Origin of the sequence: Pricia sp. (genome assembly GCF_041745955.1) — a bacterium.
Classification (GTDB): Bacteria; Bacteroidota; Bacteroidia; order Flavobacteriales; family Flavobacteriaceae; genus Pricia.
The window spans coordinates 1-2,513 of sequence record NZ_JBGTHY010000209.1 but is presented as its reverse complement, the minus strand read 5'-3'; the positions used below and the strand labels follow the sequence as shown (position 1 = coordinate 2,513).

Genomic DNA, 2,513 nt, shown 5'->3' with positions numbered 1-2,513 from the left:
TCCGATCCAAGTAACAATTTTTTTGCCATCCTCGATCCCGGAAGCCCCGATAAGTTGTGCGCCTGCACAGTTGCTCACGGTATATTTGGTTTCCTTGTCCTTTTCCCTAATAAAATCAACAATTTTTGGATTGTGTACCTGTGCGTACATATCGTAGGCACTTGGAACGAACAGTGCTGTAAGTTTTGGACAATTTTCAAACGTATAGTCGGGAATCAATCTTAGGCCTTCTTCCGTGGTAATAGGACTCTCGGTTTCGGCTATCGTGACAACATTAAAAAGTTGCTTTCCTTCCGGCCCATCCGGTTTTGAAAACACATCTGAGGTAGCGACCACCTCCGATTGAAGCACGCCGTTATACATCAAAAGTCCGATTGTTGGCGAATCCTTATTGAACGGTTTTAAATGTTTGGTCAAAGTATCCGAAGATGTAAGGCTTTCTTTTGTTATTTCTCTTGCTTTTTCCATTGGTGTTTCGGAATTGTTTCTTGAGTTGTTGGTATTGCAACTAATTAAAATAGTTCCCAGAATTATTATTACTTCAAATTTTCTCATTTGTTACGGTTTTGGGGGCAACTTTTATAGGGACATAAAGGTACACCGTTATATCCAATATCCCGTTTTAGAAATAAGACGAATATGAAGTTTCCCATTAAATGATGTGACATTCAGGCATGAGAAAGTTCCGATATCAATCCTCGAAAATAAATGCTATCCGGATTTTGAAAAGTCCATATAGACCTGGGATTAAGTACACTCTGTATCTTGGCACTTAGTGACAAAAAACGTTCGTTTTATGAACTGGATGGTATCCAGATGGCGCCACCTGCGCGTACCCGTATGGTCGTAGACTGGACAAATCTCAAGGCTCCCCGGGCATTCGGCCTTGCCGCCGATAAAGGATACATACCCGTCGACCTCCCCGAAAAGGAAGTTGATCTTCCAGCCGTCACCGCAATTGAGTGACAAATCAAAGAACTGTTCCGAAAACATTTTTTAATGGCTAATTTAGCCATTCCACAACATTCGTGGTAGAACCCGAGAAGTTTAAAACTTCTATGTTGTTATCCAAGTTTTAGTTCCTTTTTTACTTCCCTATTATTTTTAAATCATTGGTTTTAAGCGCATTGATTTTAGACTATTAAAAAAATGCCATAATGATGCTGTTGGCTTGTTGGATTGGAAAGAAATTTTCCGGAGTAAACTATAAAATCAACCTTCTATGAACGACCATCGCAATGGGGTCGCATTTCGCGTATTAAATTTTTATAGGTAAAAGCCGCAGACTATTCAAAATGAACTGCCGGTCGAACCAGTGTCACAAGTTACAAATAGCAGTCTTTTGATCAATATGTCAATTTTTATAGGTTTCCTGTTATCCGACGACTGCTTTTACATAGGGCGTTCGGGTTTTCAGTACATAGCATATCCTGTTGACCATTTTTTTCGATATCCTGATAATGGCCTTGGTCGGTCTCATTCTTCTGACGAGCTTTTGGTAGGCCAGCATCAGGGCGGGGTCGTTCCTTATGGCGACTCAGGAACTTTCCACTATCATGCTCCTGAGCACTTTGTTCTGTCTTTTCGTAATATGGCCCACAGAGTCAAACTCCCCGGACGAGTTGGTCATGGGCACCGGACCAATACAGGAACATAGGCCGTCCAGGTCCTTGAACCTTTAGATATCGCCCAGTTCCGTCAAAAGGACCACTTCCGTTATCAGTCCTATTCCGGTGATGCCCATCAGCAGGTCCAGCTCTTTCAGCCAAAGAGTAAAGCGTTTCGACCACCTGGCCTTGTTGGCGAACCGTTCGGGGATCCCGATACCGTGATAGTACAGAAAGGATTTGGCCCTGCGCTTGTTCCTCGCTATTTCCTTGGTAAGAGTCTTGCGGAACCTTACCATCGACCTGTCCCCTTCACGTTCGATGCCGGGAACGTTTTGCCCTCCAGTTTTGACGCCGCAAGTTGTTCCGCTATCTTGCGGCTGTCCCTGGCATCCTCCTTTTGCTTGCGCTCCTTGTCCGTTGTCGGTATGTCCGCCGGGTTCACCACGATATTCGTTATTCCCAATTTTGTTAGCTCCCTGTGGGCACCGAAACCGCTGAAGCTCGCCTGGTAGGCGGTAAAATAGTTCCCCCCGGGAAAATTCTTCCTTAAGTATTTCAACAGGGTCCCCGCATTCGGGTCGTTTGAGAATGTCTTGAAAAAAAGTGTTGCCGACCAGTACGGTAGACTTCCAATTCTTCAAATGCGTGTCCAGGCCCACATAAAAATTTTCCCCTGAATAATCCAATCGCTTGACCGTACTTCCCATATCTTTGACTTTTTAAGTTGTCACGGGAAGTTAAGGTCTGTTCTTGGCCTTTCGACCTACAAACATAAGGGCTAATCATCAATTTGAATAGCTTGGAGGCATGAAGAGATTTTCCATTTTTTTTATGTTGCTTTTTTTATCCATGGAAGGCGCCAGCGGCCAAAAATCCATTGCACGCCAATGGAACGAAGTTTTG

At 43.8% G+C, this 2,513-nt stretch carries 4 protein-coding genes; 1 reads left to right on the top strand and 3 read right to left on the bottom strand.

What is annotated here, in order from left to right; translation table 11 throughout:
- Positions 1 to 468: DJ-1/PfpI family protein (locus ACEW8S_RS07590; protein ID WP_373517561.1), on the bottom strand; the 468-nt coding region annotated here is incomplete at its 3' end.
- A 297-nt stretch (positions 469 to 765) separates the two neighbouring features.
- Between ACEW8S_RS07590 and ACEW8S_RS07585 the strand changes: the two genes are divergently transcribed.
- Complete coding sequence (locus tag ACEW8S_RS07585) at positions 766 to 966, top strand: hypothetical protein (RefSeq protein WP_373517560.1); 201 nt, start codon at positions 766 to 768, stop codon at positions 964 to 966.
- Positions 967 to 1,537: 571 nt separating this feature from the next.
- Here the strand turns inward: ACEW8S_RS07585 and ACEW8S_RS07580 are convergent.
- Together ACEW8S_RS07580 and ACEW8S_RS07575 are read right to left on the bottom strand one after the other, a co-directional pair.
- Positions 1,538 to 1,666: a transposase gene (locus tag ACEW8S_RS07580; RefSeq protein WP_373517562.1), complete on the bottom strand. Its 129-nt coding sequence runs from the start codon at positions 1,664 to 1,666 to the stop codon at positions 1,538 to 1,540.
- A gap of 12 nt (positions 1,667 to 1,678) precedes the next feature.
- Positions 1,679 to 2,317, bottom strand: coding sequence for a hypothetical protein (locus ACEW8S_RS07575; RefSeq protein ID WP_373517559.1), 639 nt, complete (start codon positions 2,315 to 2,317; stop codon positions 1,679 to 1,681).
- Between the last annotated feature and the right edge of the window lie 196 nt (positions 2,318 to 2,513).

What these genes read in the sequence shown, in the direction of transcription:
- ACEW8S_RS07575 (WP_373517559.1), bottom strand. Translation starts at nt 2,317, where the DNA reads ATGGGAAGTACGGTCAAGCGATTGGATTATTCAGGGGAAAATTTTTAT.